Origin of the sequence: Arthrobacter sp. NamB2, assembly GCF_005281365.1 — a bacterium.
Lineage (GTDB): Bacteria > Actinomycetota > Actinomycetes > Actinomycetales > Micrococcaceae > Arthrobacter_D.
In genome coordinates this window covers 186,078-208,001 of the sequence record NZ_SZWI01000007.1, presented here as the reverse complement: position 1 = coordinate 208,001, position 21,924 = coordinate 186,078, and the positions used below count along the sequence as shown (strand labels likewise).

Genomic DNA, 21,924 nt, shown 5'->3' with positions numbered 1-21,924 from the left:
CAGTGTGGCTTCACAGATCACCCGTCGGCCGGGCGCGGGAGTACTGGTACTTGTCAACCCTCGCTCCTCGATCATCTCTGTTGCTCTTGACAACTGATCGGGCCGAAAGCACGATGAAATCACAAAGGAAAGCGGTTTCCCGTTTCGGCGGCTGCTTCTGCTTCTGCACCAGGACATCAAGGGAGATGGTTATGGTTTCGTTCGTCCAATCACGAAGGTCACGACGAGCACTGGGAGTGGCGGCAGCGGCAGCCGTCGCTGCCGCAACGCTCGCGAGTATGCCGGCATCCGCGGCACCCGGCAGCATGCAGATCCGGCAGGTGGAAAACCTCGACCGGGCTCCGGTCGCGGTGATGACCGACGGTGGTATCTACGTCGGTTGGCGCATGCTGGGCCGCGACGCAGATTCGATCGGCTTCCACGTCTACCGCGACGGTGTTCGCATCACTGGAACCCCGATCACCGGCAGTACGAATCTGCTCGACGCGGAGGGGACCGGCGCTTCCGTGTACCGCGTCACCGCGCTCATCGACGAACGCGAAGTCTCGGTGACCGACGAGTTCACGCCGTGGGGGGATCAGTCCCTGGACATCCCGCTGCAGAGACCGGCAGGTGGAACGACTCCGGCAGGCGAGGCCTACGAGTACGAGGCCAACGATGCGTCGGTCGGTGACCTCGACGGTGATGGTGAGTACGAGATCGTCCTCAAGTGGAATCCGACGAACGCGAAGGACAACTCGCGTTCCGGCTATACCGGGAACGTCTACCTGGACGCCTACGAACTCGACGGTACCCGGCTGTGGCAGATCGACCTCGGCCGCAACATCCGCGCGGGAGCGCACTACACGCAGTTTCAGGTGTTCGACTACGACGGTGACGGCAAAGCCGAGGTTGCGATGAAGACCGCGGACGCCACGGTCGATGGTGCCGGAACGGTCATCGGCGACGCGGCGGCGGATCACCGCAACACGAGCGGCCGGATCCTGGCCGGACCCGAGTACCTGACCGTCTTCGAGGGCACCACGGGTGCGGCACTGGACAGCATTGACTACGTACCGGAGCGCGGAGAGCTCGCATCATGGGGTGATACCAGCGGTAACCGGATGGATCGTTTCCTTGCCGGCACTGCTTACCTTGACGGCGAGAACCCCAGCATGATCTTCAGCCGCGGGTACTACACGAAGACCTACATCGCGGCGTTCGACTTCGTCGACGGCAAGATCGAAGAACGCTGGTTGTTCGACTCGACCACGGCCGGCAGCCAGTTCGCCGGGCAGGGCAACCACAACCTCTCGATCGCGGACGTCGACGCGGACGGCGCCGACGAGATCGTCTTCGGGTCGATGACGATCGATAGTGACGGCACCCCGCTCTACACGACAGGCCTCGGCCACGGCGACGCGATGCATGTCACCGACCACATTCCCTCCCGTGACGGGCTCGAGGTCTACTCGGTGCACGAGAGCATGCCGAGCAGCGGACAGCGTGCGGCGACGATGCGCGACGCGGCGACGGGTGACATCCTCTGGTCGATTCCCGGTGCCCGTGACACCGGTCGAGGCGCGGCGGGGGACATCGACCCGACCCATGAAGGCAATGAGGCTTGGGCGATCGGAGGTACATACAAGTTCTACTCGAAGGTCGGATCTCTCCGCGCAGCAGATGGCACCGACCTCGGTACGAGCATCCCTGCAGCGAACTTCCTCACCTGGTGGGACGGGGATCTGCTGCGCGAGATCACCGACCACGACTACACCGACCCGGCCGAGCTCGCCACCGGCGCGACGCCGACCATCTCCAAGTGGAACTGGAAGTCGAAGACGGAAGAGCGCTTGCTCACGCTCGACAGCACCCTCACCGGTAACGGCACCAAGGGGAACCCTGCACTGCAGGCCGACCTGTTCGGTGACTGGCGCGAGGAACTCGTCTACCGCAGCGCTGACCACTCGTCGCTGAAGATCGTCACCACCACCGATGTCACCGAGCACCGCATCCGCACCCTGATGCATGATCCCGTGTATCGCCTCGGCGTGGCCTGGCAGAACACCGCCTACAACCAGCCCCCTCACACGGGCTTCTTCCTCGGCGAGGGGATGAAGACACCTCCCGCTCCGAGCATTGCCTACGTCAATGCCCCGGCACCGGACGAGACAGCACCGGTCGTGACCGGGCTCAGGGACACGAGAGTAGGTGCGAAGCGCGGCCTCACGGTCGACGTCCAGGCAGAAGACGCCGACTCGGGAATTCGCTCGCTCACCGTCAGCTTCGACGGGCAGGAGATTCCCGGCGTCGACGGCCGCTACGAACTCCCGATCGAAGGCCTCAGGGGCGACTTCGTGCTCAGCGCGACCGCGATCAACCACGCGGGCATCGAAACCACCGCTACGGCCGACATCACGGTGCGACCAGGCAACGGCAAGCCCCAGTAGTACGACAGGCAGTAGTGAGGTGTCCGCAGGAACGGGCGGTGGGCTCAGGTTCCACCGCCCGTTCTGCTGCCAGCAGGAGCGGGACAGGCTTGCAGGACAGGAGCTTTGCCGTCATTCCGAAATCAAGCAGTTCGGAGCTGCACACCACTGCACCTCCCACAGCGCTTCGGTTTTTCACGCCATGTCGCTGATACCTGCTGATAGGGCATCTCGGCCGAGCCGAGCGAGGAGCTGGGTTTGCCGGTCAGCGACGGCGGGGACGGGTAGGGCGGGTCCGCAGATGCCCTCCATGTGCAGGGCGCCCCCGAAGCTGTCAGCGCCGGCTTCGACGCGGTCCAACTCCTCGGGGGACAGGGTCGCGTTCCCGCCGGTGGCTCGGGCGATGTCCCAGCGGTGGACGAGCATGTCCCACACGTAGAACTGTTCCAGGGTCGCTCCCACGGTGGTGGGTCCGAAGAACCCGTCGTACGTTGCATCGACCACCTCGTCGCTGCTCATCAAGCTGTGCACTCGTCCGGCGTGCTCACGGAACCCGTCGGCAGGATCTGTCAGGTCGGGGGCGGGCCCTGGGTCGTTGCCGTGGTCAGTGAGCAGGCTCCGCTGGGTGTCGATCATGTGTGCGACGACATCGCGCGCGGTCCAGCCGGCGCAGGGTGAAGGGTTGGTCCACGCGTAGCTGGCACCGCGTCGAGCAGGTGGGAGAGAGGGCGAAGGGCGGTCCGATAGGCGATCGTTGTCGAATTCATGTGCTCGAGGGTGTCAGATGCGGGATCCTGAGTCTTGATGAAACCCGACGCAGCACCGCCTGCTCTGAACGACGTCGAGCGAGCTCACCTCAAGGTGCCCGGCGACACCTCACACGTGATGTACCGGTATGCGGCGCCACCCGAACTGGCGGGCCTCGTGCGCCGGTTCTGGATTCCTGTGTGGTCTGTACCTGCCGGTGAGCAGTCCGTGCAGCGGGTCCTGCAATACCCCGTGGCACTGCTGGTCATCGCTCAGGATTACGCCCGCTTCTACGGCGTCACGACCGGTCTGTCGCAGACCGTGCTGGCCGGGAACGGGTGGGCTGCCGGGGTCATGTGCACGCCGGCCGCCGGCTCACTGATCAGTCAGGGCTCCATGGCTCGCTTCACCGACCAGCATGTCGATGTGTCCGACGTCCTCGGCCGGTCAGGGACGGACTTGACCAATCGTGTCCGGGCAGCGATGCGCGATGATCCTCGCCTGCCGGGCAACCACCGAACAGTAATGGAAGCATTCGGTGATGCTCTGTCACCGCTGCTGCCTGTCGACGCGGAGGGGGAGCTGGTCGACCGCGTGGTGGCTCTCGTTGAGGAACGCCCCGACCTGCTGACGGTCGCACAGTTGTGCGCCGAGACCGAGATGTCGGAGCGTGCCCTGCAGCGCCTGATCCGACGCCGACTCGGGTTGACCCCGAAGTGGCTCATCCAGCGGCGTCGCCTCCAAGAAGCCGCGGAACGACTGCGCACCACGGGGACGACTTTGGCCGGGACAGCCGCGATGTTGGGCTATGCCGACCAGGCGCACTTCTCCCGCGACTTCTCCCGTGTCACGGGCACCACGCCGAGCAGATTCGCCGCCGAGCACCGGACGGCGAGAACCGAGTGAGAACCGAGTGAGAAGCGGCGGATGACGGGAATCGGAGGTGCACAGCGGGGCTGCTATCCTCACGCCCATGAGGTGCACCATCCGACCGGCCGACTTCGAGGATCCGGCCCTCGAGCTCTTCCTGCGTGCCCATCTGGCGGACATGGCGCCGCAGTCGCCGAAAGAGAGCCAGCACGCGCTGGACATGGGTGCATTGCGGCAGCCCGGCGTGAAGCTGTGGGTAGCCTGGCACGAACGGCGGATAGCGGGCACGTGCGCACTTGCTGTGCTGGAGCCAGGGCATGAGGAGCTCAAGAGCATGCGGACGGAGCCCGAGTTACGTGGGCGCGGAATCGCCTCCGAGTTGCTGAATCACGTGCTCGCGGATGCCACAGCACGTCACGTCACTCGCATTTCCCTGGAGACCGGAAGCATGGAGTTCTTCGCGCCCGCCCGAGCACTCTATGCCAGCTACGGCTTCGATCCCTGCCCGCCCTTCGGCTCCTACAAGGAAGATCCGCACAGCTCATATATGACTCGCGCGCTGCTGACCGTTTGACCAGCTGCAACGCAGCATCAGAGGTTTGCTCAATGTCTGACAGCTATCTGATGTCGTCCACCTGCGCACGTCGGAGCATTCACCGATCGGACCGCACAAACCCCAGTGACTACCGCCCGCAGGAGGATCTCGAGCGGGAAGGTACTCAGGGCTGAACAGTTCCAGTGGCCGAGGGCAGTAAGCAGCGCTGCGAGAGTGTACTGCTGCTCTGCGCCGAAGGCGCGAGGAAGCTCCTGTTTCACGGCCACTCGGTCAGGAGCGAGACTGTCGGCAATCCGCGGAGGTACCGCCGACGAAGTCCCAGAGAACAGGCCGACACAGGCGATGTCTACGAGGGAGGCTGCGATCAGCGCTACCACGAGCACCCGGGTCGGATGGCTGGACAGCCTGCGCGGCGTCGCCATTCTGCTTGTCGTGGTGTTGCACGCCGGGGAGGCCCTGCGCATCGCGGTCGGACCGACACCGGGGATGGATCAGTTCAATCTCTTCCTCGAGCCCTTCCGCATGCCCGGCCTGATGTTTCTCTCCGGAATCCTGCTTCCACGCTCCCTGGTCAAGGCGGCACCCGAGTACATCGCGGGCAAGGCTTCGCGGGTGGCGTGGCCGTACGTCCTGTGGTCGCTGATCATCCTGGCCGCGAGCGGTGACCTCTCGCCGGCCGCGGTGGCCGCGATCTTCTACCAGTCGCCGACCTACCTCTGGTACCTCTGGTTCATCCTCGTCTTCTATGGCATCGCCTTTCCGCTGCGGCGCATTCCGCCCCTGGCGGTATCCGCCGCCGGGCTCTCGGCATCTCTCCTGCTGCCGGACGGAAGTCGGAGCGGGGCCATGACGTTCCTCGCGGCCTTCTTCTTCTTCGGGGCCTGGTGTGCGCAGCACTTCAGGCAACTAGAGCGGATGCTCGACAGGCCGTGGGTGCTGCTCGGCGCAGCGGCCTCGGCCGTCGCCGTCGGTGTCCTCAGCGTCGTCGGCCAGAACGTGCTCTACAGGGCGGAGTACGCCTGGGGCGTGATCGGGGGATTGGCCATTGCGTGCTGGTCCTTTCCCCGGCTCGGCTCCAATCGCGTTACGATCGCCCTCGAATTCATCGGGCGCCACTCCATCGTCTTCTATGTCGCGCACCTCGGGCCGATCATGATCACGCTGGCGCTCGTCGACGCAGCCGGGCTCGCCCATGACTGGTTCGCACTGCCGCTGTTGATTCTGGTCGGCGCCGGGACGCCGCTCGTGCTCGCCTGGCTGTACTCCACGAGGGAGCACGCCTCGATCAACCTGCTGTTCGAGCTGCCGACAGAGATGCTGACCCGCAAGGTGCGGGCCTGGGGTGTCCGCCGATTGAGGGCGTGAGTCCTCAGCCTCGGCTGCGTTCTGCACCACTACGAGCAGCACCGTCCTCCTTACCCCACCCAGCGCGTCAGGTCCGTCATCGAAGCCCAACCACGGGTCAGCAACGCCCTGCAGCGGAGGGCCCCACCACGGGAAGAACCCCACCAGAACGCCGATTCCGATGAGCCTCCGCATCGATCATGATGAGCCTCCGCATCGATCATGCGGGCGGAACCTTCACCGGGTCCGCTTTCGTTCACGGTACTCGAGCCAGCGCCGGACTGACCGGCCGGATGGATCGGGTGGGACTTCTCAGGTCATCGGAAAGAGGTCCCGCAGGGCCTGGGCGCGAAGGTGCGGCCGTGATTCCTCGTTGAGCTGATGACTACGGTCGATGATGTCCTGGGAGATGGCGATGACCTTCCGGTTGGTCGCCTGGCTGCGGTGGCTTATCCAGTCGAACGCTTCGGAGGCTGTCAGGCCCCCTCGACCCATCACGATGCCCTTTGCCTGCTCAATGACACTCCGCTTCACAGCGGACGCGGCGACGGCTTCGTTCGCGATGCGGTGGGTGTCAGCTTGGATCGATCGGGTCAGATCTACGACCAGCGCCCAGACGCCGATGGGTTCGCTGCTGTCCTTGCCCGCTGTGAGGATGTAGTCGCCGGAGATCAGCACCTTGCGGACTTTGCCATGCACGTCGCGCAGGGACAGGTAGGCCGACAATGGTCCGCCCTGGCTCAACAGACTCTCCCACAGTGACCTGGCGGCGTCCTGATCGGTCGGTTCGAAGTGGGAGATACCGAGGTCCAGGGTGGGCACGATCTCGCCGCGCTCGTAACCGTGGATGCGATACAGCTCATCGGACCAGTGCAGGGCCGGGGACTCGAAGTAGTGCTCGACGATACCGGTAGGGCAGTTCACAAAATGCTCGATGGTCGCCGCGGGAAGGGCTTCGACTGCCGGCATGGTTGCCGGGGTTCCCGGAGACGTGGAAGAGGCGCTGGTCACTGGAGGATCTTTCGACGCGACAGAACAACCGGCCAGCTTCTTGACCGGTTCGATGAGTTGATTCTTTCCTGATTCGAGCATCGCGGTCAGTTCTCCCTCACGGCCCGGCTGCTTGAACCATGAAGGAGATCCCACGTTCGTGCACGAGGCTCGTCGGTGTGGCCGGCTGAGCCCCGTGGACGAACCACGGAACATCTTTCAGGCGTGCATCCAGTATGTGTACTGCACTTTCAATACCACCCGTGTTCACCCTCAAGATTTGCCCTGCGGGTGCCTTGGGAACGCGTGGGAATGCTGCAGGAACCGGTGCTGCCGTCGGCTCAGGTGTCGAAGATGTCGTTCAGCGTGACGGTTGTCAGCCCTCGATCTGCGATGATCTGCTGCAGTTCTGGAAAGACGCGCGTGACCGGCACGAAGTTGAGGTGACCGATCACGATGTGCGCGGGACGGAACCATTGTTGGGCGAGATCGATGATCTCCTGGTCGCTGCGGAGGCTCGAGTCGGCCAGGGACCCGTACCACATGACGGGAGAGGTGTAGCCGATCGAGGCCGCGGCGGCATCGGTTCGGTGGTCCCTGTACCCGTACGGGGGCCGATAGTACGGGCGGGGATCGACGCCGAACGTGGAGGAGATGAATTCATGGTTGCGTTGCAGCTCGGCCACTATGTCCGCGTCGCTCAGGCCCGTGAGGGCGGCGTGCGACCAGGTGTGGTTCCCCAGCTGAACCTGACCGGAGGCCACCAGCGGCCTGAGGTCCTCGGCGTGCTCGGACCACCCAGGGTAGGACCCGTTGAGGAAGAATGTCAGCCTGGTGCCGCTCCTGCGGGCGAACTCGATGTAGAGGCGCACCACCTCGCTGTCAGAGCCGTCGTCGACCGTCCACGCCAGAACCTGCTCGGAGCTGGGTAATCCTGTGATCGCACCGGGTGGTAGCGGCACTCTCGTCACAGAAGGGGAGACGGGCGATCGGACCGGCGCAGGCGGTGAAGCCGCAGGAGACGGCACGGGAGCAGGGGAGGTCCTAACCGGCGCGCCCGTCGGTGGTGCCACTCGCGGAACCTCAGCGGCGGTGCGGGGAGGTCGGGTGCAGGCGGCAGTGCCGAGGCCCAAAGCGCTCGCGACGAAGGTACTGATGAACGTGCGGCGCTCCATGCCGAAACCCTTCCCCCAAGGACGACACGCGGAGCGCGATGCACCGTCACGGGTACGCCCGTGGCAGTGACGCAGCTCGGCGATGGTGTGTCGGCGAAGACGCTCAGGTCCTGATCACGACGGCCGACATCTGGAGCCTACAGCGTCGCCGCGCTTCGGCGACCTAATGGCACACCGGCCGCGGAAACCATCCCGGCACTCGGTGCAGACAGCACGAAGGCCGGCCTTGCGGCCGGCCTTCGCGGACATGCTGGGTGTGGCGGCCGCTACTCGGCGGGCACCAGCTTCATCGAGATCGAGTTGATGCAGAACCTCTGGTCGGTCGGCGTGTCGAAGCCCTCGCCCTTGAAGAGGTGGCCGAGGTGGGAGTCGCACCGAGTGCACCGGACCTCGATGCGCTCCATGCCGAGAGACCGATCATGCAGGTACCGGACCTTGTCCTCGGCCAACGGAGCCCAGAAGGAGGGCCAACCGCAGTGCGAGTCAAACTTCTCGTTGCTGGTGAAGAGCTCGGCGCCGCAGGCACGGCAGGCGTAGGTTCCCGCGGTCTTCGCGTCGTAGTACTCGCCCGTGTAGGGGCGCTCCGTGCCGGCTTTGCGCAGGACCTGGAACTCCTGCGGTGTCAGTTCCTGCCGCCACTCGTCGTCGGACTTGTCGATCTCTGGTCGGTAGGTATCACGCTCGGTAGTCATACCTTGCACAACGCCTACGAGTCGCCAATAAATCCCGATCCGGAGTAGAGGTGCAGCACCGCGATACCGAGCTTGTCCTGGGCTTTGTTGGCCCAGTCCGTGTGGAACGTATCCGCCATGGCGTGGGGCCTCGTGATGACGACGGCCTGTGCGGCCCCGCTACCCGCGGCTTCCTGCACGAGCGCGTCGACAGGGTTTCCCTTCGTCGTCCGCCCCCGGGCGGTGAAACTTTCACCACGGAGCAACTGCAGTGACTGCTCGAGAGCGCCGCGGGCTGCAGCCTCGTCGTCGCGGCGGTCGTCCGGGGAGAGCGAGCGGAACGCCTCGCCCACCTCGAGGAGGCTCAGGTGGCGGAAGAACTCGCCCAGGACGGACTCGTTGCGGTCCTCGGGAATCAGGACGACTACCTCCGCGGGCTCCTCGCCCTGAAGGGTGCGGAGATTGCGGAGATCCGGGAGGGTCAGGGCTTCCTCTGTCAGCACGAGGATCGTTTGCGTCATGGCGCCACTGTACTGCGACATGCTGCGCGATCCTGCCGAGTGGCCTCCCGATGGCCCACGAACGCGCCGTGAATCGACGGCTGTATCGGGGCAGGGTAGAAATGGAGCTATGGCATCAATGACGTCGGCGGACGCAGCGCAGCGGAACACCGCACCCTGGCTGAAGTGGACAGCCTTTGGGGTAGGGGCCGGTGCTGCTCTGGCGTCCTCCGCAGCAGGGGCGGTGTCCGGCCTCGCCGTGTACTTCGCGCGCCAGGTGGTGACCCCGGCGCGAGGTCGGGACGAGAACCTCGACATCCTGGCGGTGGTGGGCTCGGCGGGCCACCAGACGGTCATCCTTCCCGCGAACGACGACACGACCATCGAGGGGACCTACAGCCTGCACTTCGACCAAGGGACCGGGCACGCCCGGATCGGGGAGATCCGCTCCTACGTTCCGCGCGAGGGGACCGTCGAACGCGCCGTCGAGAAGGTGTACGCGGGCAATCTGGCGGCGGCCACGAGGGGCTGGTGGGGTGGAGCTGTCTATCCGTCGCCGTCCGCCATGGGCTTCGCGGAGGAGGAGGTGCTCATCCCCGTCGAGGGGGGATCGGCGCCGGCATGGCTCGTTCGTGCCGAGAAGCCCGCGCGCACATGGGCGATCATGGTTCACGGTCGTGGCGCAACGAGGGCCGAGGCCCTGCGTGCGCTCACGCCGGCCCGCCGCCTCGGGCTGACAAGTCTCGTCCTGTCCTACCGGAACGACGGCGAAGCCCCCTCGGCGCCGGACGGACGGTACGGGCTGGGGATGACGGAGTGGCACGACGTCGATGCCGCGATCGATTTCGCCGTCGCCCATGGTGCCCGCGACGTCGTCCTCTTTGGCTGGTCCATGGGAGGTGCAATCGCCCTGCAGACGGCGGACCTCTCCCGCCACAGGCGCCGCATCAGCGCGTTGGTCCTCGACGGTCCGGTCATCAACTGGATCGAGGTGCTCGCCCACCACGCGGAGCTGAACCGCATTCCTGCCCCGGTCGGCCGGCTCGGACAATACCTCCTGGCAAGCCAGCGGGCGCGCAGGATCACCGGGCTGGCAGCACCACTGGACCTGAAGAGTATGGACTGGATCGCCCGTGCAGAGCAACTGACCCTGCCGACGCTCGTCCTGCACAGCGAGGACGACGAGTTCGTCCCCATCGGGCCTTCCGCAGAGCTCGCCGCACGGAACCCCGCTTTCGTCACTCTCGAGCGGTTCCACCGGGCACGGCACACCAAGGAATGGAACGTGGATCCGGAGCGATGGGAGACCGTCGTCGAGCGCTGGCTCGACGGCCACCTGAACGGGCGTACTCTTCCCGGCGGGAAGGCTCCCGAGCCCGAGGCTACTGCGCTTCCCTGATCTTCCGTTTGATGCGCCCAAGCATGGCGGACATTCCGCGCATGCGCAGGGGAGTGATGGCCCGTGTGAGGCCCAGCCTGTCGGGGACGTCGTCCGGCACGGCGAGGACCTCCTCCGCGGGCAGGCCGTCGAGCCCCTCCAGCAGGACGCCCGCGAACCCACGCGTCGTCGGCGCTTCCGGCGGAGCGGAGAAGAACAGGTGGACCGGCCGCTCGGGCTCCTCACCGATCTCCATGGTCAGGAACAGCGGGCTCTGGCACTCCACCACCTGCTCGAGCAGTTCCGGATGGTTGCCGTACCGCTCCGGCAGGTCGGGGAGTTCACGAGAGAAGTCCAGCAGCAACTGCAGCCGGTCCGGCTCGGTCAGGTCCTGGAAGTCGTCGATGATCTCGGCGAGCTTCGCCGGAATCGCTTCCGTACTCATCGGGACGCCTGCGCCGAACGTGCCGGCACCTCGCCGGGCTCGCTGCCCCGCACGATCGGTACGCGTACCGCGTTGCCCCACTCCGTCCAGGAGCCGTCGTAGTTCCGCACATTCTCGAAACCGAGCAGATGCTTGAGCACGAACCAGGTGTGGCTCGACCGCTCCCCGATGCGACAGTACGCGATGACGTCGTCGCCGTCCTGCAGACCGGCCTCCTCGCGGTAGATGGCGTCGAGCTCGGCGCGCGTACGGAAGGTGCCGTCCTCCGCAGCCGCACGAGCCCAGGGAACGGATGTGGCTGTCGGGATGTGACCCCCACGCAGCGCACCCTCCTCGGGGTAGGCGGGCATGGTGGTGCGGGCGCCCGTGTACTCGTCACCCGAGCGGACGTCGATCAAAGGCTTTCCCAAATGCTGCAGGACGTCGCCGAGGAACGCGCGGATGGGCGCGTCGTCGCGCTCGACGACGGGATACTCCCCGGTGGCCACCTCGGGCTTGTCCGTCGTCATCGGCCGGCCCTCGGCCACCCACTTGTCCCGGCCGCCGTCGAGGAGACGTACGTCCTCATGGCCGAACAGCGTGAACACCCAGAGGGCGTACGCTGCCCACCAGTTGCTCTTGTCGCCGTAGATGACGACCGTGGTGTCACGTGAGATCCCCTTGGCGGACAGCAGGCGGGCGAAACCCTCACCGTCGATGTAGTCCCGGCTCACCTCGTCGTTCAGCTCGGTGTGCCAGTCGATCTTGACGGCGCCCGGAACGTGACCCGTCTCGTAGAGCAGCACGTCCTCGTCGGACTCGACGACGACGAGTCCCTCGCTGCCGAGGTTGTCGGCGAGCCACTGCGTGGACACGAGGCGTTCCGGGTGGGCGTACTCGGCGAACTTGTCCTGAGTGTCTGGAGCCAGGGTCATGGGGGCCTTTCTCGTAGCTGTGTGCGCCCCGTGCAAGGGCACCTGTCTTCTTGTCTAGCGTAACCACGACGCACTCCATTTCCTTCCGGCTCCGCTCGGTGGCCGGTTGCAGCACAGCCGTTCCTGCGACCGGTCGGGCAACCGGTCGGGCAACCGATCGGGCAACCGGTCAAGCCCGGACGGGCGCGCGATCGCCGCTCGGGGCAGCACTGCCGTTGCCGTAGTCTTGCCTAGCGGAGCGGCCGCCCGTCCGGGCCGTCGCCGCACTTCAGCCGAAGAGAGAAAGCGGTTCAGATCCTTGCCAGCCATCGAACACCTGACAGAGCGGGCCCCCAAGGTCTCAGTCGATGAATTGCTCGGCGGATTCTATCCGTCGCCGCGCTTCGGTGAGGTCTCCTTCGACACCTATCGCCCGGATCCGCAGCAGCCTTCGCAGTCCGCTGCGGTCGCGAAGCTCCGTGACTTCGCCTCCTCCGTCAATGAGCCGGAGCCCTCGGGCTTCCGCAAGCTCTTCGGCGGCAAGAAGGCCCCGTCACGGGCAGGCATCTACCTCGACGGCGGGTTCGGCGTCGGCAAGACCCACCTCCTCGCCTCGCTGTGGCATGCGTCGACTGGTAGGAAAGCCTTCGGCACGTTCGTCGAGTACACCAACCTGGTGGGAGCCCTCAGCTTCCGCAAGACCGTCGACGCCCTGAGCGGCTACAGCCTCGTCTGCATCGACGAGTTCGAGCTCGACGACCCGGGGGACACGGTGCTGATGTCCCGCCTCATGCGCGAGCTCGCCGACGCCGGTGTCAAGCTCGCCGCGACGTCGAACACCCTGCCCGGGTCGCTCGGCGACGGACGCTTCGCGGCCGAGGATTTCCAGCGGGAGATCCAGGTTCTCGCCGACCAGTTCGAGGTGGCGCGGATCGATGGCGAGGACTATCGCCACCGAGGCCTTCCTCAGGCGCCGGACGCTATCGATGATGCCGCGTTGCGCCAGCGCATCGCCTCGTATTCGGGCGGAGTGCTGGCGGAGGACGATTTCTCGGACCTGCTGGGCCACCTCGCCGATGTGCATCCGAGCCGCTACCGGCAACTGCTGGACGGCATCGACGCCGTCGCCTGGCACAACGTGCGGACGATCACGGAACAGGCAGTCGCACTGCGTTTCGTGGTGCTCGCCGATCGCCTGTACGACCGCGATGTGCCCATCATGGCCAGTGGCGCCACCTTCGATCACCTCTTCACCGAGGAGATGATGGGCGGCGGCTACATGAAGAAGTACTACAGGGCGGTGTCGCGGCTGACGGCGCTCGCGCGGCAGGGGAGCGACGTCGCGGCGCAGGCCTGACCGAAGCCTCGCCCTCGAGTAGAGGTAGCGGCTGGTCGTGACCGGCCCCGCAACGAAGTAGGGGCGGAACGGCCACGTGTCGCCCCAACGCAAGAAGCGCCGGTGCCGCCTCTCGGCGGGACCGGCGCTTCCTTATTGCCAGGCTGGGGATCACACGGCCGGCGGGGAGGTAGGGCCGACGTCGCCCTTTCCGTCCTTCTTGTCGATGTTGTCGACCATCTGCGAAGCTTTCGTCTGCACTCCGCTGATGTGGCTCGAATACTTGCCCTGGGTGCGGCTGTCGACGAAGTCGCCAGCCTTCCCGATGCCGTTCTTCACCTTGTCGGAATTATCGCCAATGAGTTCGGTCGCCTTGCCCGCGAGGGTGCCGGCCTTGCCCTTGAGCCCATCCAATAAACCCACGGACACCTCCTTTCGGTCGTGGAAACGCAGTCCCGTTTCCGCTTCGGTAATCATAGGTCACGAAGGTGTGGGAGCGGTGTGTGCAGGAGGCCTGTTCGCCGGAGGCTGAGACAGAAGAACCCGGTCCTCGCGAGGACCGGGTGATGGCCGGATAGACTTGAGAGCGGACGACGGGATTCGAACCCGCGACATCCACCTTGGCAAGGTGGTGCTCTAGCCAGCTGAGCTACGTCCGCAAAAAAGCGCCCCCGAGGGGGCGCCATGGTGGGCGATACTGGGATCGAACCAGTGACCTCTTCCGTGTCAGGGAAGCGCGCTACCGCTGCGCCAATCGCCCATTGCCGTGCTGCTCGTACCGTAGCGAGGTGGGGACGGGATTCGAACCCGCGTATACGGCTTTGCAGGCCGCTGCCTCGCCTCTCGGCCACCCCACCGTGACCGGATCGCTCCGGTCACCGGACTGATCCGGCCATACAGTGACTTGCGAGCGGACGACGGGATTCGAACCCGCGACATCCACCTTGGCAAGGTGGTGCTCTAGCCAGCTGAGCTACGTCCGCAGAAGAAAAATGAAGTGGAAACCCGCCCGATGCCGTACATTTCGCGCTGTTTCTTCGTTTTCCAACGAGAAAAAACTCTATAGGACGTTTGGGGGTTCGTCCAATCGGCGCGACGCCGCGCCTCGAAGGGGGCCTCTCGTTCGGCCGCATGCGCTGTCAGAGGCACCTGAGAGACTTGAGCCATGACCGCCCCGCTCCTCGCACATTCGACACCTCACGGAAGGATGTACGCCCGATCGACCTCGGAGCAGCCATCCGTGCCGTCCATCACCACCGTCATCTCCCAGCTGCCCACCTCCCTCGGTGGCTGGTTCGGCCACATGGCTGCCAGTGCGCTGTCGAGGGATCCGCGCCTGCCGGGGGCCCTGGGAAACCCCTCGGAACTGCGCACAGCAGTGAAGGATGCAGCGGCGGCGGCCGAACGGTATCGGGACGAAGCCGCGTCGAGGGGTACCCGGGTGCATCACTACTGCGAGCAGGTTGCACTGAGGGCCCTCGGCCGTCCGGAAGAGCTCGACGCCGCGCGCCTCGCCCTCGAGGAGAACGGAGAGGGAGGCTTCGCCCAGCGGTTCGACGAGTGGTGGAAGCTGTACGACGTGCGTCCCGTGGAGCCGGAGCTCACCATCTGGAACACGCAGCTCGGCTATGCCGGCACCCTCGACCTCGTCGCCACCATCGGCGGGCGTACCTGCCTCATCGACTACAAGACCAAGAACACCGACAGGGACGGCTTCGTCAAGGCGCTGGACGACAAGGTGGTCATGCAGCTGGTTGCCGGAATGAAAGCCGAGGAATACGTCGTCGACCCCCAGAAGGGTGAATGGCGCTCCTGGGCCCAAGGTGACGAGCCTCTGCTGCTCGGTGTGGCCGTGGGCCAGACGGAGGTGCGCGCCATGCGGGCGAACCCGGCCGTGCTACGCAACCACTGGCTGCGCTTCTGTGCTCTGCGCCGCGCGTGGGAGGCCGGCCTGGAAGCGGAGGGGGCGGGCCGCGCTCTCCTCCCGATCGGGCCGCCACCCGGCAGGGCGGAGCCGACGGCGTCGCCCGGACCCTCCGTTCCGGCCACTCTCGCCTGACTGCCCGCGGCGTCATCCTGGTAGGCAGGTCCTGCCCGCTTCGGTGCCGGCCGGACCGGCACTAAGATTGTCGGGAGCCGCGCGGCAGGAGTCCCGTCGCGGGAGCCCCGTCCGAACCGCACATGAATGATGCGAGCGCCGCGACCGAAGCGAGGAACAGAGCACCGATGGCCGTCCTGAGTATCCGCATGATCGGCGACCCGATCCTCCGCACACCGGCAGCCGAGGTCACCGACTTCGGGCCGGACCTGGCCCGGCTTGTCGGCGACATGACCGAGACCATGATCGACGTGCAGGGCGCCGGTCTCGCCGCCCCCCAGGTAGGCGTCGGACTGCAGGTATTCACCTACCGCGTCGACGGCATGGAGGGGCACGTCGTCAACCCGGTCCTCGAGACGGGCGGGGACTCGCAAGGGGAGACCGATGTCGAGGGGTGCCTCTCCGTGCCGGGGCTCGGCAGCTACGTGGACAGAACCGACTGGGCACGCGTCACCGGTCGGGATGTTACCGGCAGGGAGATCGTGGTCGAGGGAACGGGAATGCTGGCGCGCGCCCTCCAACACGAGACGGACCACCTGCGCGGCACCCTGTACATCGACCGTCTCGAGGGCGAGGACCGCAGGAGTGCCCTGAAGGCCATCCGGAGCGCCGACTACAACCGCGTCACGTCCCGCACCGCTGCGCAGCGCTCCCGATCGCTCGGCTCGAGCTTCATCTCCGGTGGCGGACCCGCCGGCAGTACCGGCATCACCGGTGTGTCCGGTCGGACGCGATGAGGATCCTCTTCGCCGGGACGCCCGAGGTCGCCGTCCCCTCGTTGAAGGCGCTCGTCGGCGCGGGCTTCGACGTGGTCGCTGTGCTGACGCGCGTCGACGCGCCGGTGGGCCGCAGGAAGGTGCTGACGCCGAGCCCGGTGGCAGTGGCTGCGGAGGAACTCGGGCTGCCGGTCCTCAAGGCGAACCGCTTCTCGCCTGAACTCCTGGCGCAGCTCGGCACCCTCGACCTCGACGCCGCGGCGATCGTCGCCTATGGAGGCATCGTGCCGGCGGCCGGACTCGCCGTGCCCAGGCACGGCTGGATCAATCTGCACTTCTCCGTGCTCCCCGCGTGGCGGGGTGCGGCACCGGTGCAGCATGCGGTCCTCGCCGGCGACGACATCACGGGTGCCACGACGTTCCGCCTGGAGGAGGGCCTCGATACCGGCCCTGTCTTCGGCGTCATGACCGAATCGCTGGAACCCGGTGCAACGAGCGGGGAAGTCCTCGAGCGCTTGTCCCACAGTGGCGCTGTCCTGCTCGTGCAGACACTGTCCGGCATCGAGGCGGGGCGGGTGACCGCGACCCCTCAGGCGGGTGAACCGACCCTCGCACCGAAACTCACCATCGACGATGCCCGCGTCGACTGGTCACAGCCTGCCGTCGCGGTCCGCCGCCGGGTCAATGCAGTCACCCCCGAACCCGGCGCGTGGACCACCCTCGACGGACAGCGGGTGAAACTCGGTCCCGTCACGCCGGTGAGGCAGGCAGAGGACGAGGCGGGCGGAGCAGCCACGCACGGCACCGGGGCGGACACGCTCCGGCCGGGTGTGCTCCACATCGTTGCTCGCGAGGTGCGTGTCGGCACGGGTACCGTTCCTGTCGTGCTGGGAACCCTTCAGCCCGCGGGCAAGAAGATGATGGACGCCCTCGACTGGGCGCGAGGCGCGGCGACGCGCGGAGAGCTGGTGTTCGAGTGAGTGAAGCCGGAAGCAACAGCAGGGGAGCCGGAGGCCGGGGCGGTTTCGGCGGGGCCGGTGGGACCGGCGGACGAGGCGCTCCGGGTGGCGGGGGCAAGGGTCAGGGCGGCAACCGCCGTCGCAACGAGCAGGGGCGCGAGCGCAACAGGGGTGGTGACCGCCAGTTCTCCCAGGCCGCGCCGTCGCAGCGCACGCGCCGCGCCGATCCCGCGCGACTGGTGGCGTTCGAGGTTCTGCGCGCCGTCGCAGGCGAGGACGCCTACGCGAACCTCGTGCTCCCGGCGAGCATCCGCAAGCACAGGTTGGACCGGAGGGATGCGGGGTTTGCGACGGAGCTGACCTACGGCGCGCTGCGGGGCCAGGGGACCTACGACGCGGTTCTCGCCCGTTGCGTCGACCGACCGCTCGATCAGCTCGACCCCGCCGTGCTCGACGCCCTGCGCATCGGCGTCCATCAACTCCTGGCGATGCGCGTTCCGGCTCATGCCGCGCTGGACCAGACCGTCGGGCTGGTGCGCGCCGTCATCGGCGCCGGACCGTCGTCGCTGGTCAATGCCGTGCTCCGGAAAGTAACAGCCCGCGACCTGGACGGCTGGGTCAGTGAGCTCGTCGCCGGACTGACTGACGCCACCGCGATCGCCGCCCTGACGTACAGCCATCCCGAATGGATCGTCCGAGCGATGCGCCAGTCGCTCGTGGCCCACGGCCGTGACGTCTCCGAGATCGATGCACTGCTGGCGGCGGACAATTCCGCGCCCGTCGTGCACCTCGTGGCGCTGCCGGGGCTCGGTTCGCTCGAGGGAGTCCTCGAGGAAGGAGCCGAGCCAGGCCGCCTCGCACCAGGCTCCGCCTACTACTCCGGAGGTGATGTGAGCCGGCTGCCCGGCGTCTCGACGGGCACCATCAGGGTGCAGGACTCGGGATCGCAGCTCGTTGCGCGCGCCCTGGCCGCTCTTGACCTCGGTGACGCACGGACGGGCACCACGGAGCGGTGGCTCGATCTGTGCGCGGGCCCCGGCGGTAAGACCGCTCTGCTCGCGGCCATCGGTCAGGACACGGGTGTGCACCTGACGGCGAACGAGCCGGTGCGGCACCGCGCACAACTCGTCCGGCAGGCGCTACGCCCGCTGCCGGAGGACTCCTGGACCGTACGCGTGGGCGATGGACGCGATCTCGGACGGGAGCAGCCGGACCGCTATGACCGCGTGCTCGTCGACGCGCCGTGCACCGGGCTCGGTGCTCTTCGGCGCCGCCCCGAGTCCCGCTGGCGTCGCCAGCCCGCCGACCTCGTGTCGCTGGCACCGCTGCAGCGGGAACTCCTGGCGTCCGCGCTGGGCGCCGTCGCCCCGGGGGGTGTCGTCGCCTATGTGACCTGCTCGCCCCACCACGCCGAGACGGAAGCCGTCGTCGACGACTGCCTGCGGAAGCGGTCGGGATTCGAGCGGCTCGATGCAGGAGCCGCCCTGGACGCCGTGAGTATCGGTGGAGCGCTCGGTGCCGGCCACGGCACGAGTGCCCAGCTCTGGCCGCACGTCCACGGCACGGATGCCATGTACCTCGCATTGATCAGGAAGACGCCGTGAGGCCATGCGAGGCGAGGTTGACCCACCCCCGGAACGAGCACAGCCTGGAAAGGAAACGGCCATGACGCACCTGCGCATCAACCCCAGCATCCTCTCGGCGGATTTCGTGAATCTCGAGGCGGAACTGCAGCGCATCGCGTCGGCCGACGCCGTGCACGTGGATGTGATGGACAACCACTTCGTGCCGAACCTGACCCTCGGGCTTCCGGTCGTCAGGCGCATCCAGCAGGTCAGTCCGATCCCGCTCGACGTGCACCTGATGATCGAGGACGCCGATCGCTGGGCGCCCCAGTACGCAGAGGCCGGAGCCGCGTCGGTGACGTTCCACGCGGAGGCGTCGTCGGCTCCGGTAAAGCTCGCCCGGGAGTTGCGCGACGCCGGCTCGAAGGCCGCGATGGCGCTGCGGCCGGCGACGCCCGTGGAGCCCTACCTCGATCTGCTCGGCGAGCTCGACATGCTGCTGGTGATGACCGTCGAACCCGGTTTCGGCGGTCAGGCGTTCCTCGACCTGACCCTGCCGAAAATCCGCCGGGCCGCTGCCGCTGTCCGTGATGCAAACCTGCCCCTGGTGATCCAGGTCGACGGCGGCATCACCGAGGAGACCATCCTGCGCGCGGCGGACGCGGGGGCGACGGTCTTCGTGGCGGGGTCGTCCGTGTACGGCGCGGACGACGCCGCCGCCGCCGTCGCGGCCCTCCGCACCGCCGGGACCCGCGGCGCCGGAGCCTGAGCTTCCGGCGCTCCTGTCGCCCTCAGTCCTCCGGTGCGTCGGTGACCGTGATCCGCACGGACAGAGCGGTGCGCGCTGCCTCCTTCAGGACGGCGAATCGCGGGTCGGGAACCGTCAGGAAAGGAACCTGCGGGAGCGCCGCGTAGGGCGCGAGGATCCGCTCGTCGAGCACGGCCGACGCCAGCGCCCTGTCGCCCCCGAGCTGCAGGCAGGACGGCCTGTCGACGCCGTAGAGCGCGGCGGCCCTCGCCGCTGTCTCCTCGACCAGGGCATCGGCCTGGTTGGCGCGTCGACGCGCGAAGCGCTGCTGCGACCAGCCTCCGGCGGCGGTTTTCCCCTGGACGTAGCGTGTGCCGGTCTTCGAGGACAGGATCTGCCCTGCTCGTGCTACGCCGACGGAATAGCCGCCGCGTCGGATCAGTAGGAGCCCGACGGCGGCAGTGACGTCGATCGCCGACGTGAGCCCCGCGACGAGGTCCGCTGCAGCGGCTTCCGCTCCGCTTGTCGCGGGCGGCCGGGGCTGAGGCAAGGGGGGAGCCAGGAGCGCCCGGCAGCCATTCTCGGCCACCACGCTCAGGGAGCCATCGGTCCGGTCTGCCGCCGGGTGCACGGTGTAGGAGCCGTTGCGGTCGGCGAACCGCGCCAGCCACCCGTCGAGGCGCTGCGCTTCGACGAGAACGGACCTGGTCGAGGGCATGGGAGTCCTTCTCGTGTATCTGGGGGGGGGGGGGGGCATCGGCGCTGGAAGCGGGCGGCCCGGAAGGGCCGGAGGCGTCAGTGGCCCACAGTAACGTTGACGGTGTGAATGATCTATTCAGCGTCGGGGCGGACGAGGACACGCCGGATGACCTGCCGGACGGTGGCGTCCGGGCGCCTGGGTCCGTCCGCCCGCGCAGTCCGCTGGCTGTGCGTATGCGGCCGCGCAGCCTGGACGAGGTGGTCGGGCAGCAGCACCTCCTCGGCCGGGGATCGCCCCTGCGGACGCTCGCTGGCGAGCACGATCCGGGTGCGCACGCCGCGCCGTCGTCCGTGATCCTCTGGGGTCCTCCCGGCACCGGCAAGACGACCCTCGCGCACGTGATCGCCCGTGGGCAGGGCCGCAAGTTCGTCGAGCTGTCGGCCATCACCGCGGGCGTCAAGGACGTGCGGCGGGTCATGGACGACGCCCTGACCTCGCGTGATCTGTACCGCCAGACCACGGTGCTGTTCCTCGACGAGATCCACCGCTTCAACAAAGCGCAGCAGGATGCCCTGCTGCCCGGCGTGGAGAACGGCTGGGTGGTGCTCATCGCGGCCACCACCGAGAACCCCTCGTTCTCGGTGGTGTCGCCGCTCCTCTCCAGGTCACTCCTGCAGACACTCCGGCCACTGGACGAGGCGGACATCAGGGGCCTCCTGCAGCGCGCGGTCGACGACGAACGCGGGTTGGCGGGCACGGTGGCTGTGTCCGAGGAGGCGCTGGAACACCTCGTCCGACTCGCGGCGGGCGATGCGCGGCGGGGACTGACGGCGCTGGAAGCGGCTGCCGGCGTCGCGCAGTCGGCAGAGGATTCCCAGGCCGTGCGGCATGATCCTGCGGACGGTGGCAGTGGCGACGAGGACCACGATGAGAACGGCTACGACGATGAGGATGGCGATGGCGCCGTCGGGAGCGGCCGGAACGAGGAACGTCCGGGTAGGCCGCCCGTCGTCGTCACCCTCGAGCACGCCGAGAAGGCGGTGGATGTCGCCGCGCTGCGGTACGACCGCGCGGGTGACCAGCACTACGACGTCGCGAGTGCCTTCATCAAGTCGCTCCGCGGCTCGGACGTCGATGCCGCGCTCTACTACGTCGCGCGGATGCTGGAGGCGGGCGAGGATCCGCGTTTCATCGCGCGGCGGCTGATGATCTCCGCTTCCGAGGACGTCGGGATGGCGGATCCGACGGCACTCCAGACCGCCGTCGCCGCGGCGCAGGCGGTGCAGCTCGTGGGCATGCCGGAGGCGCGCATCATCCTCGCGGAAGCAGTCGTCCATATCGCGACGGCGCCGAAGTCGAATGCGGCCTACAAAGGCATCAACGCCGCGATCGCGGACGTGCGGGCGGGCCGGGGACAGGGGATCCCGGCCCATCTGAGGGATGCCCACTATCCCGGTGCGTCCCAGCTCGGGCACGGCAAGGGTTATGTCTACTCGCACGACGAGCCGCATGGGATCGCGGTACAGCAGTACGCACCGGACGACCTCGTGGGGCGGAACTACTACGAGCCGACGGATCGGGGAGTGGAACGGGACATCGCGTCCCGCCTGTCCCGCCTGCGCCGCATCATCCGGGGCAGGTAGAGGACGCCCAGCGCCGCAGCGGGATGTACCGGCAGCACGGCGCGGCACCGGGAGTATCGGCGAGGGCCCTGACGCCGGGAGCACCGCCAGCCCGGTTGCCACCGAGGGTACGTGGCGGTCGGCGGTGGGATCCACCCCGCGATTCGGTTGTCGGTCCGGCCGACTGCTAGCATTGGACGCTG

General features: G+C 67.3%; 20 protein-coding genes, 4 tRNA genes and 1 pseudogene. 12 read left to right on the top strand and 13 right to left on the bottom strand.

Going from position 1 to position 21,924, the window contains the following annotated elements:
* Positions 1-191: 191 nt before the first annotated feature.
* Positions 192-2,429: a rhamnogalacturonan lyase gene (locus FDK12_RS13305; RefSeq protein WP_317616739.1), complete on the top strand. Its 2,238-nt coding sequence runs from the start codon at positions 192-194 to the stop codon at positions 2,427-2,429.
* 174 nt (positions 2,430-2,603) lie between these two features.
* Here the strand turns inward: FDK12_RS13305 and FDK12_RS13300 are convergent.
* Positions 2,604-3,089 (bottom strand): annotated as a pseudogene (locus tag FDK12_RS13300) (maleylpyruvate isomerase family mycothiol-dependent enzyme); the annotation flags it as partial.
* Positions 3,090-3,212: 123 nt separating this feature from the next.
* Between FDK12_RS13300 and FDK12_RS13295 the strand changes: the two are divergent.
* The 3 genes from FDK12_RS13295 to FDK12_RS13285 all read left to right on the top strand — a co-directional run bounded on the left by FDK12_RS13295 (position 3,213) and on the right by FDK12_RS13285 (position 5,946).
* A complete protein-coding gene (locus FDK12_RS13295) occupies positions 3,213-4,061 on the top strand; it encodes a helix-turn-helix domain-containing protein (RefSeq protein ID WP_137369997.1) in 849 nt (282 codons plus the stop codon).
* 67 nt (positions 4,062-4,128) lie between these two features.
* On the top strand, positions 4,129-4,599 hold the full coding sequence (locus FDK12_RS13290) for a GNAT family N-acetyltransferase (RefSeq protein WP_137369996.1): 471 nt from the start codon (positions 4,129-4,131) through the stop codon (positions 4,597-4,599).
* Positions 4,600-4,923: 324 nt separating this feature from the next.
* Complete coding sequence (locus FDK12_RS13285) at positions 4,924-5,946, top strand: acyltransferase family protein (RefSeq protein ID WP_137369995.1); 1,023 nt, start codon at positions 4,924-4,926, stop codon at positions 5,944-5,946.
* A gap of 291 nt (positions 5,947-6,237) precedes the next feature.
* On the opposite strand, the gene FDK12_RS13280 is transcribed toward FDK12_RS13285, so the two are convergent.
* From FDK12_RS13280 to FDK12_RS13265, 4 genes are all read right to left on the bottom strand, one after another.
* Positions 6,238-6,894 carry a PAS and ANTAR domain-containing protein gene (locus tag FDK12_RS13280; RefSeq protein WP_137369994.1) on the bottom strand — a complete coding sequence of 219 codons (657 nt, stop codon included), beginning with the start codon at positions 6,892-6,894 and terminating at the stop codon, positions 6,238-6,240.
* Between the two features lie 362 nt (positions 6,895-7,256).
* Positions 7,257-7,877, bottom strand: coding sequence for a polysaccharide deacetylase family protein (locus FDK12_RS13275; RefSeq protein WP_223263275.1), 621 nt, complete (start codon positions 7,875-7,877; stop codon positions 7,257-7,259).
* Between the two features lie 479 nt (positions 7,878-8,356).
* Complete coding sequence (gene msrB, locus FDK12_RS13270) at positions 8,357-8,782, bottom strand: peptide-methionine (R)-S-oxide reductase MsrB (RefSeq protein WP_137369992.1); 426 nt, start codon at positions 8,780-8,782, stop codon at positions 8,357-8,359.
* Positions 8,783-8,796: 14 nt separating this feature from the next.
* Positions 8,797-9,282 (bottom strand): hypothetical protein, encoded by a 486-nt coding sequence (locus FDK12_RS13265; RefSeq protein WP_137369991.1) that lies wholly within the window; start codon positions 9,280-9,282, stop codon positions 8,797-8,799.
* 118 nt (positions 9,283-9,400) lie between these two features.
* On the opposite strand from FDK12_RS13265, the gene FDK12_RS13260 reads away from it, so the two are divergent.
* Complete coding sequence (locus tag FDK12_RS13260; RefSeq protein ID WP_137370011.1) at positions 9,401-10,660, top strand: alpha/beta hydrolase family protein; 1,260 nt, start codon at positions 9,401-9,403, stop codon at positions 10,658-10,660.
* Here FDK12_RS13260 and FDK12_RS13255 read toward each other — a convergent pair.
* Together FDK12_RS13255 and FDK12_RS13250 are read right to left on the bottom strand one after the other, a co-directional pair.
* Positions 10,644-11,084, bottom strand: a complete 441-nt coding sequence (locus FDK12_RS13255; RefSeq protein WP_104118892.1) for a SufE family protein — start codon at positions 11,082-11,084, stop codon at positions 10,644-10,646. The genes FDK12_RS13260 and FDK12_RS13255 overlap by 17 nt on opposite strands.
* On the bottom strand, positions 11,081-11,998 hold the full coding sequence (locus FDK12_RS13250) for a sulfurtransferase (protein ID WP_137369990.1): 918 nt from the start codon (positions 11,996-11,998) through the stop codon (positions 11,081-11,083). The genes FDK12_RS13255 and FDK12_RS13250 overlap by 4 nt, the downstream gene beginning before the upstream one ends.
* A 298-nt stretch (positions 11,999-12,296) precedes the next feature.
* Here FDK12_RS13250 and zapE point away from each other — a divergent pair, with 298 nt between their 5' ends.
* Positions 12,297-13,334, top strand: a complete 1,038-nt coding sequence (gene zapE / locus FDK12_RS13245) for a cell division protein ZapE (RefSeq protein WP_137369989.1) — start codon at positions 12,297-12,299, stop codon at positions 13,332-13,334.
* A 150-nt stretch (positions 13,335-13,484) separates the two neighbouring features.
* Here the strand turns inward: zapE and FDK12_RS13240 are convergent, their stop codons facing one another.
* The 5 genes from FDK12_RS13240 to FDK12_RS13220 all read right to left on the bottom strand — a co-directional run bounded on the left by FDK12_RS13240 (position 13,485) and on the right by FDK12_RS13220 (position 14,296).
* Positions 13,485-13,736: an antitoxin gene (locus tag FDK12_RS13240; protein ID WP_223263273.1), complete on the bottom strand. Its 252-nt coding sequence runs from the start codon at positions 13,734-13,736 to the stop codon at positions 13,485-13,487.
* Between the two features lie 162 nt (positions 13,737-13,898).
* Positions 13,899-13,972 (bottom strand) — tRNA-Gly (locus FDK12_RS13235).
* Between the two features lie 26 nt (positions 13,973-13,998).
* A tRNA-Val gene (locus FDK12_RS13230) sits at positions 13,999-14,073 on the bottom strand.
* Positions 14,074-14,099: 26 nt separating this feature from the next.
* Positions 14,100-14,170, bottom strand: a tRNA-Cys gene (locus FDK12_RS13225).
* 52 nt (positions 14,171-14,222) lie between these two features.
* Positions 14,223-14,296: transfer RNA gene (locus tag FDK12_RS13220), tRNA-Gly, on the bottom strand.
* 182 nt (positions 14,297-14,478) lie between these two features.
* Here FDK12_RS13220 and FDK12_RS13215 point away from each other — a divergent pair.
* The 5 genes from FDK12_RS13215 to rpe all read left to right on the top strand — a co-directional run bounded on the left by FDK12_RS13215 (position 14,479) and on the right by rpe (position 19,420).
* Positions 14,479-15,372, top strand: a complete 894-nt coding sequence (locus FDK12_RS13215; protein ID WP_137369987.1) for a cytochrome — start codon at positions 14,479-14,481, stop codon at positions 15,370-15,372.
* Between the two features lie 167 nt (positions 15,373-15,539).
* Positions 15,540-16,148, top strand: a complete 609-nt coding sequence (gene def, locus FDK12_RS13210; protein WP_223263272.1) for a peptide deformylase — start codon at positions 15,540-15,542, stop codon at positions 16,146-16,148.
* A complete protein-coding gene (fmt, locus tag FDK12_RS13205; protein WP_137369985.1) occupies positions 16,145-17,107 on the top strand; it encodes a methionyl-tRNA formyltransferase in 963 nt (320 codons plus the stop codon). The genes def and fmt overlap by 4 nt, the downstream gene beginning before the upstream one ends.
* On the top strand, positions 17,104-18,690 hold the full coding sequence (locus FDK12_RS13200) for an RsmB/NOP family class I SAM-dependent RNA methyltransferase (protein WP_137369984.1): 1,587 nt from the start codon (positions 17,104-17,106) through the stop codon (positions 18,688-18,690). The genes fmt and FDK12_RS13200 overlap by 4 nt, the downstream gene beginning before the upstream one ends.
* Before the next feature lie 61 nt (positions 18,691-18,751).
* A complete protein-coding gene (rpe, locus tag FDK12_RS13195) occupies positions 18,752-19,420 on the top strand; it encodes a ribulose-phosphate 3-epimerase (RefSeq protein WP_137369983.1) in 669 nt (222 codons plus the stop codon).
* A gap of 22 nt (positions 19,421-19,442) precedes the next feature.
* Here the strand turns inward: rpe and FDK12_RS13190 are convergent, their stop codons facing one another.
* Positions 19,443-20,117, bottom strand: a complete 675-nt coding sequence (locus FDK12_RS13190; protein ID WP_137369982.1) for an acVLRF1 family peptidyl-tRNA hydrolase — start codon at positions 20,115-20,117, stop codon at positions 19,443-19,445.
* A gap of 104 nt (positions 20,118-20,221) precedes the next feature.
* Between FDK12_RS13190 and FDK12_RS13185 the strand changes: the two genes are divergently transcribed.
* Entirely contained in the window at positions 20,222-21,742 is a 1,521-nt protein-coding gene (locus tag FDK12_RS13185; protein ID WP_137369981.1) for a replication-associated recombination protein A, read from the top strand.
* Positions 21,743-21,924 lie beyond the last annotated feature (182 nt).